This window comes from Bacillus sp. 2CMS4F (genome assembly GCF_023161785.1).
Taxonomy (GTDB): domain Bacteria; phylum Bacillota; class Bacilli; order Bacillales; family Bacillaceae; genus Bacillus; species Bacillus halotolerans.
Map to the genome: position 1 here is coordinate 15,275 of NZ_JALNTO010000003.1, position 13,560 is coordinate 28,834.

A 13,560-nucleotide genomic window follows, 5' to 3' on the forward strand; every position below is an offset into this window, starting at 1 on the left:
TAGAACCCCTCACAAATCGTAGTGAAGGGTTTTTTTCATTTTTCAATATAGATGCCGATTTCAGCTTCAGCAACAGGCTGCCCGCCCACTGACGCCTTGGCATGTCCAAACACAAACCCGCGCCGGTTGCGCGTGACTTCAAACGTAAGATCAAGCCGGTCACCGGGTATGGCCGCGCCCAGCTTTTCCGCTTTCTTCACGGAAGACAATAAGCCCAAGCTGTTCTCATCTGTAATTCCTGTAAAAGCCGCGGTTTGCGCAAGTGCTTCAATCACAAGTGAAAACGGCATTTCCGTTTGCGTGTCAGTGATAAACCAGTCGTTCTCACTGACCAGCTTATAAGCAGCCGCATGCTTGCCGGGCTCACTTTCCGTCACGCCGTCAATCAATAAAAATGGGTAGCGGTGAGGCAGCATATATGGTTTCATCATTCTCCACCCTTTCTTTCAAGCATTATCTCTTTTTTGCGTATGTATTCATTTTGCTACTCTTATCTCACTGAACGGATAAAAGACAAGAGACTCCGTACCAATGATATCTTCATCAGAAGGCATCCCCATTCCGTTTCTGCTGTCCACCGAATTGAGACGGTTATCTCCCATTACAAAATATTTGCCGGCAGGAACATCAGCTTCAAAATCACTCGTGAGATTTTCCCCTGACGCCTGCATTTCTTGTTTATGTTCCTTTAGATACGGTTCGTCGACTTTCTTACCGTTTATGTATAGCTGATCATCCTTCATGATAATTGAGTCGCCAGGCAAACCGATTAACCGTTTTATAAATGAACGGCCGCTCTTTTCGTCATGAATCACGATGATGTCGCCTCTATGAAACCCGCCTGTATATTTGGCTGCTTTGTCAACCAACATTCGTTCTGAGTCTTTTAGCGTCGGAGCCATTGATGAACCTTCAACGAGATAGGGCATATAAAACGCCATTCTGATCATGAAAATGAAAGCTAGAATACATGCAGTACTGAGTACAATCCATTTGGTTTTTAATTTTTTCTTTAATGTGATCGTTTTTGCGTTCAACTTCTTCCACCTGATACTTTCCTAAGAATTCCATGTCATTATACAGCATTTGGATCTTCTTGGTTAGTGATCTGTTGAAATTTTTGTAAACGGCCGGGGCAACCATTCGTCCCGGCCTGCATGTTTATAAGTTTCTTATACGCACACAAATTTCGTCAGTAACCTCAGCCGTCGTGCTTTGTCCGCCAATGTCGCGTGTTTTAATGCCGTCAGCCGTGACTCGCTCCATCACATTGAGGATCTTTGCCCCCAGTTCTTCCTCTCCAAAATGGTCAAGCATCAGCTTCGCTGTCCAAATCTGGCCGATTGGGTTGGCAAGACCTTTGCCGGCAATATCCGGAGCTGAGCCATGAACCGGTTCGAACATGGATGGGTACTTGCCGGACGGGTTAATGTTCGCAGACGGCGCAATGCCAATGCTTCCCATCAGGCTCGAGCTGATGTCGGTTAAAATATCACCGAACAGGTTGCTCGCCACAATGACATCAAACGTTTCCGGACGTGTCACAAAAAAAGCGGCCAACGCATCAATATGCTGGGATGACGTTTCAATCTCGCTGTAATCAGCCGCAGTCTGCTGAAAGACTTCATCCCAAAACGGCATCGCGTGATAAATGCCATTAGATTTTGTCGCACTTGTCACATGGCCGCTCCGTTTTTTCGCCAATTCGAAGGCAAAACGCATGACACGTTCTGTTGCTTTTCTCGTAAACACGGCATTTTGGATGGCGATTTCATCGTCACCCCTGTGAATGCGTCCGCCGACTTCACTGTATTCACCTTCACTGTTCTCGCGAATCACCACTAGATCAAAATCGTTCGGATGCCGCAGCGGCGACGTGATGCCGGCCATTTGTTTGGCCGGTCTCATATTAATAGAAAGCTCAAGCTCTCTCCGGATCTTCAGCAGCAGCCCCCATAAGGAAATATGGTCGGGAACCAGTTTCGGATTTCCGACCGCTCCCAAGAAAACCGCTTCAAATTGAGTAAGCGTATGTATTCCGTTCTCAGGCATCATTTCGCCGTGCTCCATGTAATAGTCACAGCTCCATGGAAATGACGTAAATGAGAATGACAACCCTCCGTGAACCTCAGCTGCTGTGTGAAGCACTTTCTCAGCAGCGGCTACAACTTCTTTTCCTACTCCGTCTCCCGGTATTGCCGCAATCTCGAATTGTTTCATCGCCATTCTCCTCCCCCTGTTATCGTAAGCGTTTTCTATTATACTAGATTGCGAGATGGTAAAAAAAGCCCGTGACGTATAGTCACGGGTCCGGTTATTGATTCAGTTTTTTTAAAATGATGGCATGCAGCGGTTCATGAGACGGAATACCGCACACCTCCTGAAGCACTCCGCTGTATCCTTTTTCCGCGATCAGCGCTTGCAGTTCGACCGCTTCCGGATCACCGGCAAAGTCGAATCGCAGCGCCGCAGCAATGCCTTCAGCCAGCGCATTCGGCTCTTTGATTTTCTTCGCCGGACCTACAAGCCTGTCATTTTCTCCAAGCTTTCTGAGCGGCGATCTCGCCACACGGGTCACATCGTCGGTGATGAATTCATTTTCAAAGCGGCCGATGATTTTTTTAATATATTGCTCGTGTTCTGATTGCTTAAAATGATACGTTTTGATGAGATAATCACCGGTTTCAAGCAGCGCTGAGTGAACAACACGGCGGATTTCCGGATGATCGATCGCTTCTTTTATCGTTTTTAATCCGCGCTGATAGCCGACATAGGCCGTTACAGCATGGCCGGTATTAACGGTAAACAGCTTTCGTTCGATATACGGCGTTAAATCATCAACAAACAGCGCGCCTTTTATTGCCGGTGTTTCCCCTATAAAGCCTGATTCGTCGATGACCCATTCAAAGAACGGCTCAACCGACACTTTGAGCGGATCTTCATGATGCTGAATCGGCACGATCCGGTCAACCGCGGAATTCGGGAATCCGACAGTGTTGCCGACAGCCTCCTGTTCCGCCTCTGTTAAGTGGCTGTATACTTCTTTTTTTAAGAAACTGCTTCCGCCAATCATATTTTCACAGGCAATGATATTCAGTGTGTCAGCAGAGCTTCTTCGTCTTAAGCCTTCTGCGATAGACGGGGCAATCAGCTTCAATACATTCGGGCCGACAGCCGTCGTGATGAGCGCCGCCTCATTGATCAGCCGATACAGCTCCTCCGGCTGGCTGCCGCTGTTGATGGCGCTGACCGGGCCGATCACCTCTGACGAACGTCCTTCTTCTGCGAGTTCAACAGTGTATGCCCGTTTATCATTAAGGCGGCCGACCATCGTGTCATTTACATCCGCAAACACCACTTCATAGCCGGAGTGGTGAAGCAGCGCACCGATAAAGCCCCTCCCGATATTTCCCGCACCGAAATGTAAGGCAATCATGCTAGTTCACCTCGTTGAAAATCGCGATCAAATCTTCTTCGCTTTTCGCAGAAATCAGGCGTTCAATGTTTTCTTCTTCTGAGCAGATGATGGCGATGTTAGACAAAATGTCTAAATGCTCGTTATTTTTTCCGGCAATGCCGAATACGACTTTGGCTGTGTTTCCTTCTCCATACTCTACTCCGCCAGGAATTTGAATGATTGAAATCCCTGAGTGAAGCACTTCGCTTTTGGCATCTTCTGTGCCGTGGGGGATGGCAATAAAATTCCCCATAAAGGTAGAAGATGTTTCTTCCCGTTCAAACATTTTTTCAATATAATCGTCTGTCACGTAGCCGTTGTCAATCAGCGTTTGGCCCGCCAATCTGATCGCTTCTTCTTTTGTTGCAACCGTTTGATTGAGTTTGATGTTTTCTTTTGCGAGTACTTGCATGAGTATCACTCTCTTTCTATGAGATTACTTTTTTAGCTTTTCAATAAGCTCGTCATATTTCGGACTGTTTAAGAAGTTCTCCACTGATATGTGCGTCGCATTTGGCAGCTTTGCCTTTGCTCGATCTGTTAAGTCTTTGTGGGTAATGACAATATCCGCATCGCTCGGCAGATTGTTAATCGCCGTGTTGGTCACGCTGATATCCAGGTCAGCTTTTTTGACTTTGTTTCTTAAAATTGAAGCCCCCATCGCGCTCGAGCCCATTCCGGCGTCACATGCGAAAATAATTTTATTGACGCTTTCAGGAGACAGTTCAGACGCTTCCTCCGCTTTTGCTTGTTCTGCCTCTAAAGCAGCGGCAGCTTGGCTTTTCTTCCCCTTCATGGACTGCATTTTTTCTGTTGCCGCTGCGAGGTCTTCTTCGCTTGCTTTTGAAGATTTCAGGATCACAGCTGATACGATGAACGAAACGGCTGCAGCGACCAATACGCCTGCCAGCACGCCGAAGTATCCGCCTCTTGGCGTCATGGCCATCAATGCGATAATGCTGCCTGGTGACGATGCTGCAACTAGACCCGCGTTAAAGATAGAGAACGTTAGGAGTCCGCTTGCTCCGCCTGCAATCGCTGCCAGAATCAATGCCGGCTTCATTAAAATGTACGGGAAGTAAATTTCGTGAATCCCCCCGAAGAAATGAATGATTGCTGCTCCAGGAGCCGTTGATTTTGAAGATCCTTTTCCAAAGAACATATACGCGAGCAAAATGCCAAGCCCCGGTCCAGGGTTTGCTTCTACTAAAAACAGAATTGACTTTCCAGTATTGGCTGCCTGCTCGATTCCAATCGGGCTTAAGATACCGTGGTTGATCGCGTTATTTAGGAACAAGACCTTCGCCGGTTCCACGAAAACGCTTGCAACAGGCAGCAAGTTAGCGTGTACAATGACCTCTACACCGGCTGCCAGTAATTTATTTAACGTCAGAACGACTGGGCCGATCGCATAAAACGCGAGAATCGTTAAAGCCGCGCCGACAATTCCTGCCGTAAAATTGTTAATCAGCATCTCAAAGCCTTGCTTTACTTTGTCCTTGAATAATTTATCAGTTTGCTTAATGAGATATCCGCCCAGCGGCCCCATTATCATCGCGCCTAGAAACATCGGAATATCCGACCCGACAATTACCCCGATTGCCGCCGTCGCACCGACGACTCCGCCGCGGTGGTCGTAAATCATTTTTCCGCCTGTATACGCTATCAAAAGCGGCAGTAAATACGTAATCATCGGGCTGACCAGCGTATTCAGCTGCTCATTCGGAAACCATCCCGCCGGAATAAACAAAGCGGTAATGATGCCCCACGCGATAAACGCGCCGATATTCGGCATGATCATTCCACTCAAATAACTGCCAAAGCGCTGAACTTTCACTTTCATGCCGCCTTGCTGCTGTTCTTGCTGCATATATAAACCCTCCCTGTTTTGTTTGTCGCTAAAAGAATGATAATGTCAGAGAATGATGCTTCCCTTTGACTCTATATTAAAACGCTTACAGTGTGTGCACAATTGAAAGTAAAGAGGACTTTGGCACATGGGTGTGACAATTTTTTAAAAATAAAAAGGCTCCTGTTTTAGGAGCCTTTTCTCTTTCCTCTATAAATAATCTTGCCGTTTTGAATCACATACTTCGCGATCATCCGTTCACTCACAATAAATACAGGATAGGCGCACACAAGCGCAAAAACAGCCATCGGCACATGCTGAACGGCCGGAACCATTGAGCCTGCCGCATTGCGAAGGAGCATCAAAAGATAAATAAGCAGCACAATGAGTGCCAAAGACACAATCATAATCGGAGCTGATACTTTATATTCGTAAAGCCGTTCCCGGCAGTGTCCGCAGCGAAATTGGCACGGGACATTTGACGATCTGACCATGTCGCCTGTCAAAGGTTTGCCGCAGTTCGGGCATACTGTTTCTTTCATATGGTATTTTCACTCTCCATTCATATGTCCATTATACCAGAGACCATTCTGTTTCGTTTTGTTACTGTTCAACACATTTTCACATTTTTTATCATCAGCATACTTGTCTCGGTCTTTGAAATCCTCTACGCTTAAGAAGATCTTAATGAAGGGGATGTATGAATGCTTCCGATTAATAGACAGCAGCACATACTTGAGTGGCTGAAAAAAGAAGGCGCGCTCAGAATTTCTGATATCAGTCAACGGTTCGGTGTGTCAGAAATGACAGTATACAGAGATGTCAATCAGCTTGTCCAATCAAACCAGGTGATAAAAACGGCCGGCGGCATCACGCTCCCAGCCCGTGCGCTTCAGGCTGATCACACGTGCAGCTATTGCCTAAAGCCGGCCAATCACGCTTATTCGGTCCAGCTGATCACGGTGACACAAGACATTGAACAGCTGTGCTGCGCACATTGCGCGTTTTTGCGGTATGCAGATAAAACGGAAGAGGTTTCTCATTTGATTTGCAAAGACTTTCTGTTACAAACTACGGTCAGTGCCGCTTCGGCTTATTTTGTTGTAAACGCTGAATTAAATCTGCACTGCTGCCAGCCGCAGGCCATACCGTTTGCGACTCTTGACCATGCTGAACGTTTTCAAAAAGGCTTTGGCGGAGCCGTCCGCACCTTCGATCAAGCGCTGGAAGACATGCTGAGGGACAGAAAAAAGCGCTGCACCTGCACCAAGAAATAACACAATATAATTAGCGGAAGGTGGTGTCTGAGTAATGCAACGAAACAGATGGTGGATCATACTTCTGCTTTTTCTTGTTTTCCTGCCGAAAACAAGCTTTGCTCACGCCTATATTGTCAAATCTTCGCCCGGAGAAAACAGTGAATTAAAAAGCGCTCCCGCAGAGGTGGAAATTGAATTTAATGAACCGGTTGAAGAGGGCTTTCACTACATTAAAGTCTATAATTCAGACGGCGACCGGGTGGATACGGACAAAACAGAAATCAAAAAAGACAACAATCACATCATGACCGTGAAGCTGAAAAAAAATCTGCCTCATGACGTGTACAGAGCGGAATGGAATGCCGTTTCGGCAGACGGGCACCCTGTTTCCGGCGTCATCCCGTTCAGCATCGGAAAAGCGGATGGAGGGTCCAGCAGCCAGAAAACATCAGGCTCAGCCCTGAATCCGGGAACAGCAGCAGACCGCGCCATTCTGTATACAGCCTTTTCTCTGTTTATCGGGACCGTTTTCTTCCATCTCTTCTGGTATAAAGGGGACGGAAAAAAATTCGCCAAACGGACGAAGCGTATGCTTGTCATCTCAGTCACTGTGCTGGGGCTGGCGCTCCTGCTTCAGCTTCCGATACAGACAAAAGCGAATGCAGGCGGCGGCTGGGGCAATGCCTTTCAGCCGGGGTACATGAAGGAGACGCTGTTTGAAACCGCGGGAGGCACAATTTGGATGATTCAGGCCGTGCTGTATGTACTGCTTGTCCTGTCTGCCATCCCAGTGTTACGCAAAAAGCGTTTTGCGTCCTTCGCCTATTGGACGGCGCCGCTTATTTTCTTTTTCGGTCTCCTGCTTGCCAAAGCGTTTACCGGACATGCCGCTGTTGTTGAAGAAAAGACAGTCGGTATCCTGATGGATTTCCTTCATTTATCGGCCGCCTCCATCTGGATCGGCGGAATAGCAACTATCGTTTTACTGCTGTCACAGGAGTGGAGACAGCCGGACAAAACGCTTGCTTGGGAGACGGTGAAACGGTTCTCTCCATGGGCGCTCACAGCAGTCGGTGTCATTTTGTTCTCGGGCTTGCTCAATGGATTTTTCATCATTCGGTCAATGGATTCACTGTTCCATACGGCGTATGGCCAAGCCTTGTTAGTCAAAAGCGGACTGTTTGTTTTGATGCTGATTCTGGGCGGTATTCATTTTCTGCTCATCAGAAAACGGCAGGGGTCCAAAATCACCCGCACGCTAAAAGCGGAATGGGCAATCGGCATCGCTGTCCTGATCACAGCTGCCATATTTACAAGTCTGCCAAGTCCGCCTGAGCCTGCACCGGAACCGTTTTATCAAACCAAAGCGATTGAAAACGGGCAAAGTGTTTCTCTCAGTATCAGCCCGAACCAGCCCGGCAAAAACGAGTTTGAACTCAGGGTTACCGATCATAGCGGAGACCCAGTAAAAAACATTCAGCAAATCACCTTGACCGTTTATAAAACGGGACTGTCAGGCAATAAAAACAAAAGCACGTTTCAATTGAAGGAAAAAACAGATGGCATCTTCCAGACTGAAAACCTGTCCATTAATGAAAAGGGAAACTGGAAGATCAAAGTCCACGGACTGACCGGCGACTTTAACGAAATCAATATCATGTTTACAAAGACAAATTAAAGGAGTGTTTGAGTTGTTGAAAAAAATCCTATTCACACTATGTCCAGCTGTTATCGGCTCTCTTTTATTCTTTACGGCGCCTGCCAGCGCGCACGTGTCTGTAAAACCGGCTGAATCCGCCGCAGGCTCATGGGAGACCTACACAATGAAGGTTCCTTCCGAAAAAAACCAGCCGACAACAAAGGTTGTTTTAAAAATGCCAAAGAATGTTGAGTTCCAGCAATACGAACCGGTTCCGGGGTGGAAGGTGTCTACTGCCAAACACGACGACAAATCAGTGTCCGTGACGTGGGAAGCCACTGACGGAGGCATTCAGGAAGGCCAGTTCCAGCAGTTTACCTTTGTTGCCAAAAACCCTGATAAAGCGGAGGAAGCCGCTTGGGATGCCTATCAATATTACAGAGACGGCAGCATTGTTGAATGGACAGGCGATGAAGATGCGGATACGCCTCATGCCATTACAAAAATCACCGCAGCCAAAGAAGTAACAGATGAGCATGGCGCCACTCAAACGAAAGATGATTCTGCTTCTGCAGACTCAGGTTCATCGGCTCTTGATATCACAGCGATTGTGCTGTCTGCGGCAGCCATTATTTTATCTGTTGCAGCTCTTGTAAAGAAAAAGCGCGACTAAACAAAAAGCGATCCAGATGAGTTCTGGGTCGCTTTTTTTGATTTATCCGCGTCCTGCCTGGAAGGAAGGGTATTGTGTCATACCGCCGTCCGCGAATAACGTAATGCCTGTGACGTAGCTGGCTTCCTTCGAAGCAAGCCAGGCTGCCACTGCCGCAATTTCCTCCGGTTCACCGATATATCCCATCGGAATCATGCTTTCTACATCTGCTCTCTGCTTAGGATCAGCAAATTTTTCAGCATTGATTGGCGTGTTGATCGCGCCTGGCCCGATATTGTTGACACGAATGCCTTTCGGCGCATATTCCAGCGCCAATGTTTCTGTCATCAGCTTGATTCCGCCTTTACTTGCCGCATAGTGAACAAATAATGGCCACGGAATCACTTCATGTACGCTCGACATATTAATGACATTTCCTTTTATATTGTTTTCAACAAAATATTTAATCGCTTCACGGCTTCCTAAAAAGGCGCCCGTTAAGTTCGTGCTGATGACTTTTTCCCAATCCTTGAGCGGCATTTCATGAGACGGCACGGGATTTTCAAGACCGGCATTATTAATCATAATATCGAGTGTGCCGAACTCTTTAATCGCTGTTTGAACGATGTTTTTCACATCTTCCTCTTTCGTTACGTCTCCTTGGACGACAATGGCTTCACCGCCCGCCTTGATGACCTCTTCTTTTACCTCGTTTGGATCCTGTTTATTACTGTAATAGTTGATGACCACTTTCGCCTGCTCCTTGCCGAAGCGAATGGCCATTGCCTTTCCTAATCCTGAAGCAGCTCCTGTGATAGCGACGACTTTTCCTTTTAAATCCGGATACATATTCATCCTCCTTAACTGTTATGAATTCGTTTTGGCGATCCCTAAAAATACGGCAGCCGCAATAATCAGTGCAATCCCGATCGCAATCGCAATCAGCTGGCGTTTTGATTTCTTTTCACGCAGGATGAAAATACCGCCAAGCGTCGAGATGACAATTCCCATTTGAGAGAGAGAAAAGCTTGTGGCAACGCCGACTTTCGGCTGAGAAATAAACAAAAACATATTTCCCCCTGCCCAGATTAAGCCCGGGAGAATATTTCGGATGGCATACTTATTAAAGGGCTTGTGCTTATAGGTTAAAATGACCCCTCCAATGACCATCCCGATCGCCTGCGGCAACAGGGCGGACCATCCAGATACATTAAATAATCTTGCGACAACGACATAAATCAAATAACCCAATGTCGAGACCAGAAGGATTAAAATGCCCTTTTTTAAGTTGCTCGGCTCTCCATCTTTTTTGTCTTTCTTATCTTCTAATGACGTGAGAACGATACCGACAATAATAAAGATAAGAGCGAGGACTCCAAGTGTAATCGAAATCGGTGTTGACCACTCTCGGAAAACAATGACGCCGAACAGTGAGGTGGAAACAAGCTGCATCCCTGTGGAAATCGGCATCGTTTTGGACACACCCATTAACTGAATGCTTTTGAGCTGGTTGCTCTGCCCAAGTGACCAAAATAAGCCGGATATAATTCCAACGATAAAAATGCGCATGGACAAGACGGGTTGGACAAACAAATAAATAACGATAGAAACAATTAACGCCCCGATCGTCGTTCCCAGTGTTTGGCTGTACGGCCCGCCGCCTAATTTAACATTGAAGAGAACAATGCTCCCCCAAAACAAAGCCGGGAGAAGAGCCAAAAATAAATCCATTGTTGGGGAACCTTCTTTCAAAATGTATTTGCTGTTATTTTGGCTGGAATTGATGTGTTTATTCGCTGAAACAAAAAAAGAGCTGCCGGATCTTCCGGCAGCTCTTCAGGAGCATATCGTTTCGTTTATAAACCGATGGACATATATTTTGTTTCAAGGTATGGTTCGATACCTTCTGAACCGCCTTCACGGCCGATTCCGCTTTCTTTCATTCCGCCGAAAGGAGCTTGAACCGCGGACGGTCCTCCGTCATTCCAGCCGATAATTCCGTACTCAAGGTTCTCGGAAATATAAATGCCGCGGCGGTAATTTTCTGTGAAGAAATAAGCAGCCAAGCCGTACGGTGTATCGTTGGCAAGCTCAATTGCTTCATCAATATCTGTAAAAGTGACGATTGGCGCAACAGGGCCGAATGTTTCCTCGTGCATGATATTCATGGACGTATCGACGTCAGCGAGCACTGTCGGATTGACAAAGTAGCAGCCTTTATCATCGTTTCGTTCATAAGTGCCCCCAGCGACAACCTTCGCTCCTTTTTCAACCGCATCATCAATTTGGCTGACGATTTTTTCAAAGCCCCTTTTGTTGATAATCGGACCGACGTTTACGCCTTCCTCAAGTCCGTTTCCTACCTTCAGCTTCGATACTTGCTCGCTCAGTTTCGCAGCAAATTCATCTTTGATGGATTCATGGACGATGAGCCGGTTGGCGCATACGCAAGTCTGACCCGCGTTTCGGTATTTAGACACCATTGCCTGTTCAACAGCAAGATTAATGTTTGCATCTTCATCCACAATCAGCGGGGCATGTCCGCCGAGCTCCATGGATACGTGTTTCACAGTATCAGCGCTGTTTTTCATCAGGATTTTCCCTACAGGTGTTGATCCTGTAAAGGTGATTTTGCGGATTTTCGGACTGCTTGTAAAAACGTTTCCGATCTCCTCGCCATCACCGATGACAACCTGAAGCACGTCTTTTGGAATACCTGCTTCGTATGCGAGGCGTGCAAGTTCATAGGCTGACAGCGGTGTATCAGGCGCCGGCTTGATAATAAACGTACAGCCGGCAGCAAGAGCAGGCGCCGCTTTACGTGTAATCATCGCATTTGGAAAATTCCAAGGCGTAATCGCGGCAACTGGGCCGACTGCCTGGCGCGTCACGACAATTCGTTTTCCGGTTGTCGGAGCCGGAACGGTTCTTCCGTATACACGCTTCGCTTCCTCTGCGAACCATTCGATATAACCGGCGCCGTACAGCACCTCTCCGACAGCTTCCTGGTACGGTTTTCCGTTTTCCTTCGTAATTAAATCTGCAAGTTCTTCTTTATGTTCAACGATTAGCTCATACCACTTTTTCAAAAGAGACGCTCTTTCGTTCGCTGATGTTTTAGACCATGATGTAAACGCTTGATGTGAACGTTCAATGGCTTCTTCTACTTCTTTGGCTGATTGCTGAGGAATCGTTTTGATCGCCTCGCCTGTAGCCGGGTTGTAGACCGTTAATTGATCTGGCATATTGAACATTCCTTTCTATTCTTGGATTTACTTAAAATGATAGCAGACCCGTGTGCGGTCTTTCCAATGATTAAGCTCGCAGACCTGCTTCCACAATGTGGAGCCCTTCATTCAGAAGGTCATCTGAAATAACCAGCGGCGTCAGGAAGCGGATGATGTTACCGTTGATTCCGGCTGTCAGCAGCAGCAATCCGTTTTGATTCGCGTACGCTGCGATGGCTGCCGCTTTCGCTTTATCAGGTTCACGTGTTTCAGGGTCTTTGACGATCTCGATTGCTGCCATCGCCCCAAGTCTGCGAATGTCACCGATAAACGGGTATTCTGTTTTCCATTCAAGCGCTTTTTCTTCAATGATCCTGCCGATTTCCTCAGAACGTTCATTCAGGCCTTCTTCTTCAATAATGTCCAAAACAGCCAATGCCGCCGCGCACCCAAGCGGACTTCCCGCATACGTGCCGCCGAGCTCTCCGGGCGCCGCCGCATCAAGCATTTCCGCGCGTCCGATCACACCGCTTAACGGCAGCCCGGCCGCAAGAGATTTCGAAACCGTGATCAGGTCTGGCACGACATCAAAGTGCTCGATCGCGAAATAAGTGCCCGTTCTGGCAAATCCGGTTTGAATTTCATCGGCTACAAAGACGATGCCGTGTTCTTTACAGAAGGAAGCGACGTGCTGCACAAACCGTTTAGAAGGAATAATGAATCCGCCTTCTCCCTGCACCGGCTCCATCACAACACACGCTACCGTTTCAGGAGCAACTGCTGCGATAAAGAAGTCATTGAACGCTTGAATGACCATATCGTCATATGCATCATCACTCAGTTCGGCAGGCTTCTGATAATAATACGGAAACGGCGCCTGGTATACCTCTGATGCAAATGGCCCGAAACCGAATTTGTACGGCTTCACCTTGCTTGTCATGCTCATTGTCATATTCGTGCGTCCGTGGAACCCGCGTGTAAACGAGACAACGCCTTGGCGCTTGGTATACTTTCTGGCAATTTTCACAGCGTTTTCCACCGCTTCCGCTCCGGAATTGAGGAAAATCGCTTTTTTCTCATGAGTGCCCGGCGCAATGCCGCAAAGCTTTTCAGCTAATTCAATATAAGACGGATACATCATGACGTTAAAGCCCGGATGGATCAGCTCCTCCGCCTGCCGCTTCACAGCTTCTACCACCTTCGGATGCGAGTGTCCGACGTTTAAAGTTCCAATAGCGCCTGCAAAATCAATAAATCTCCGGCCGTCCAAATCATACAGCTCTGCTCCCTCTCCTTTTACCGCCAGGCTGCGGTTTCCGTTGCTCACACCTTTTGAGACAAATCGGTCCCGTTTTTGCTGCCACTCTGCTGTAGTGAAAGTTGATGCCGTAGTTTGACTCATGTAAATTCCCCCACTGTCATTATTTTCTTACCATTCTGACTTCTTTTTGGTATGATGAAAAGTACCAATTATAAC

14 protein-coding genes are annotated in these 13,560 nt (G+C 47.3%); 3 read left to right on the forward strand and 11 right to left on the reverse strand.

Features of this window, described 5'->3' with window-relative positions; translation table 11 throughout:
- Positions 1-35: 35 nt before the first annotated feature.
- The 7 genes from MTN95_RS06910 to MTN95_RS06940 form a co-directional block, all read right to left on the reverse strand.
- The gene (locus MTN95_RS06910) at positions 36-428 is read right to left on the reverse strand and encodes a 3-hydroxyacyl-ACP dehydratase FabZ family protein (protein WP_024120239.1); all 393 of its coding nucleotides are present in this window, start codon (positions 426-428) and stop codon (positions 36-38) included.
- Between the two features lie 48 nt (positions 429-476).
- Entirely contained in the window at positions 477-1,037 is a 561-nt protein-coding gene (gene sipU, locus MTN95_RS06915) for a signal peptidase I sipU (RefSeq protein WP_105991492.1), read from the reverse strand.
- A 124-nt stretch (positions 1,038-1,161) separates the two neighbouring features.
- Positions 1,162-2,226: a tartrate dehydrogenase gene (locus tag MTN95_RS06920; protein WP_248337482.1), complete on the reverse strand. Its 1,065-nt coding sequence runs from the start codon at positions 2,224-2,226 to the stop codon at positions 1,162-1,164.
- Positions 2,227-2,314: 88 nt separating this feature from the next.
- Entirely contained in the window at positions 2,315-3,436 is a 1,122-nt protein-coding gene (locus tag MTN95_RS06925) for a mannitol-1-phosphate 5-dehydrogenase (RefSeq protein WP_248337484.1), read from the reverse strand.
- Between the two features lies 1 nt (position 3,437).
- Entirely contained in the window at positions 3,438-3,869 is a 432-nt protein-coding gene (locus MTN95_RS06930; RefSeq protein ID WP_059291950.1) for a PTS mannitol transporter subunit IIA, read from the reverse strand.
- 24 nt (positions 3,870-3,893) lie between these two features.
- Positions 3,894-5,327 carry a PTS mannitol transporter subunit IIBC gene (locus MTN95_RS06935; protein ID WP_024120234.1) on the reverse strand — a complete coding sequence of 478 codons (1,434 nt, stop codon included), beginning with the start codon at positions 5,325-5,327 and terminating at the stop codon, positions 3,894-3,896.
- A gap of 167 nt (positions 5,328-5,494) precedes the next feature.
- Positions 5,495-5,848, reverse strand: coding sequence for a hypothetical protein (locus MTN95_RS06940; RefSeq protein WP_105955197.1), 354 nt, complete (start codon positions 5,846-5,848; stop codon positions 5,495-5,497).
- A gap of 162 nt (positions 5,849-6,010) precedes the next feature.
- Between MTN95_RS06940 and cutR the strand changes: the two genes are divergently transcribed.
- From cutR to MTN95_RS06955, 3 genes are read left to right on the forward strand one after another with little or no spacing between them, the layout of a single operon-like run.
- Complete coding sequence (gene cutR / locus MTN95_RS06945; RefSeq protein WP_227598998.1) at positions 6,011-6,583, forward strand: copper uptake transcriptional regulator CutR; 573 nt, start codon at positions 6,011-6,013, stop codon at positions 6,581-6,583.
- Positions 6,584-6,617: 34 nt separating this feature from the next.
- The gene (locus MTN95_RS06950; protein WP_248337486.1) at positions 6,618-8,243 is read left to right on the forward strand and encodes a copper resistance CopC/CopD family protein; all 1,626 of its coding nucleotides are present in this window, start codon (positions 6,618-6,620) and stop codon (positions 8,241-8,243) included.
- A gap of 13 nt (positions 8,244-8,256) precedes the next feature.
- Complete coding sequence (locus MTN95_RS06955; protein WP_248337488.1) at positions 8,257-8,877, forward strand: YcnI family copper-binding membrane protein; 621 nt, start codon at positions 8,257-8,259, stop codon at positions 8,875-8,877.
- A gap of 42 nt (positions 8,878-8,919) precedes the next feature.
- Here the strand turns inward: MTN95_RS06955 and gdh are convergent, their stop codons facing one another.
- The 4 genes from gdh to gabT all read right to left on the reverse strand — a co-directional run bounded on the left by gdh (position 8,920) and on the right by gabT (position 13,485).
- Entirely contained in the window at positions 8,920-9,705 is a 786-nt protein-coding gene (gene gdh / locus MTN95_RS06960; RefSeq protein WP_105991496.1) for a glucose 1-dehydrogenase, read from the reverse strand.
- An 18-nt stretch (positions 9,706-9,723) separates the two neighbouring features.
- Positions 9,724-10,587, reverse strand: a complete 864-nt coding sequence (gene glcU / locus MTN95_RS06965) for a glucose uptake protein GlcU (RefSeq protein WP_024120228.1) — start codon at positions 10,585-10,587, stop codon at positions 9,724-9,726.
- Positions 10,588-10,712: 125 nt separating this feature from the next.
- The gene (gabD, locus tag MTN95_RS06970) at positions 10,713-12,101 is read right to left on the reverse strand and encodes a succinate-semialdehyde dehydrogenase (RefSeq protein WP_248337490.1); all 1,389 of its coding nucleotides are present in this window, start codon (positions 12,099-12,101) and stop codon (positions 10,713-10,715) included.
- Positions 12,102-12,171: 70 nt separating this feature from the next.
- Positions 12,172-13,485 carry a 4-aminobutyrate--2-oxoglutarate transaminase gene (gabT, locus tag MTN95_RS06975; protein WP_248337492.1) on the reverse strand — a complete coding sequence of 438 codons (1,314 nt, stop codon included), beginning with the start codon at positions 13,483-13,485 and terminating at the stop codon, positions 12,172-12,174.
- Positions 13,486-13,560 lie beyond the last annotated feature (75 nt).

Bases quoted from the DNA above. Each gene is read 5' to 3' on its own strand.
- MTN95_RS06910 (WP_024120239.1), bottom strand. From the start codon at position 428: ATGAAACCATATATGCTGCCTCACCGCTACCCATTTTTATTGATTGAC.
- MTN95_RS06920 (WP_248337482.1), bottom strand. From the start codon at position 2,226: ATGGCGATGAAACAATTCGAGATTGCGGCAATACCGGGAGACGGAGTA.
- MTN95_RS06925 (WP_248337484.1), bottom strand. From the start codon at position 3,436: ATGATTGCCTTACATTTCGGTGCGGGAAATATCGGGAGGGGCTTTATC.
- MTN95_RS06930 (WP_059291950.1), bottom strand. From the start codon at position 3,869: ATGCAAGTACTCGCAAAAGAAAACATCAAACTCAATCAAACGGTTGCA.
- MTN95_RS06935 (WP_024120234.1), bottom strand. From the start codon at position 5,327: ATGCAGCAAGAACAGCAGCAAGGCGGCATGAAAGTGAAAGTTCAGCGC.
- MTN95_RS06940 (WP_105955197.1), bottom strand. From the start codon at position 5,848: ATGAAAGAAACAGTATGCCCGAACTGCGGCAAACCTTTGACAGGCGAC.
- cutR (WP_227598998.1), top strand. From the start codon at position 6,011: ATGCTTCCGATTAATAGACAGCAGCACATACTTGAGTGGCTGAAAAAA.
- MTN95_RS06950 (WP_248337486.1), top strand. From the start codon at position 6,618: ATGCAACGAAACAGATGGTGGATCATACTTCTGCTTTTTCTTGTTTTC.
- gdh (WP_105991496.1), bottom strand. From the start codon at position 9,705: ATGTATCCGGATTTAAAAGGAAAAGTCGTCGCTATCACAGGAGCTGCT.
- glcU (WP_024120228.1), bottom strand. From the start codon at position 10,587: ATGGATTTATTTTTGGCTCTTCTCCCGGCTTTGTTTTGGGGGAGCATT.
- gabD (WP_248337490.1), bottom strand. From the start codon at position 12,101: ATGCCAGATCAATTAACGGTCTACAACCCGGCTACAGGCGAGGCGATC.
- gabT (WP_248337492.1), bottom strand. From the start codon at position 13,485: ATGAGTCAAACTACGGCATCAACTTTCACTACAGCAGAGTGGCAGCAA.